1 protein-coding gene is annotated in these 325 nt (G+C 41.8%); it reads right to left on the bottom strand.

What is annotated here, in order from left to right; genetic code table 11:
* A partial coding sequence (locus tag AOA60_RS01705) for an NUDIX domain-containing protein (protein WP_143522351.1) occupies nucleotides 1-280 on the bottom strand: 280 nt, incomplete at its 3' end.
* Nucleotides 281-325 lie beyond the last annotated feature (45 nt).

The following is a 325-nucleotide window of genomic DNA, read 5'->3' as shown; positions in this document are numbered from 1 at the left end:
CTTCACGCTCTGCCGCTTCTTGGCTAGTATCTCCTGCAACCGCACTTCCTCCTACTGTTAAATCCCACATATTCGGCCATCCTTCTTTGAAGGGTTGTCTTTGCTGGATTAGCATTTGTCCCTCTTTGTTAAAAATGCAAACGTGCACTACTAAATGGTGAGCCCCTTCTTCAAAAGGAGCACCTCGTTTCATCGTTTTACCAGTTAAATTTCTGTCCCTATCATATACATCCCAGATCTCCAACGAGTGATCATCCTTTCTTTTAAGGTATTCTGTCATGAGTCAGTCTTTATCGGAAAGATTGATATCTTAATATGTTAGCAC

Source organism: Pseudomonas sp. 2822-17 (genome assembly GCF_002742485.1).
In the GTDB taxonomy this organism is placed as follows: domain Bacteria; phylum Pseudomonadota; class Gammaproteobacteria; order Pseudomonadales; family Pseudomonadaceae; genus Aquipseudomonas; species Aquipseudomonas cyclaminis.
This window is presented reverse-complemented; position numbering and strand designations above follow the sequence as displayed.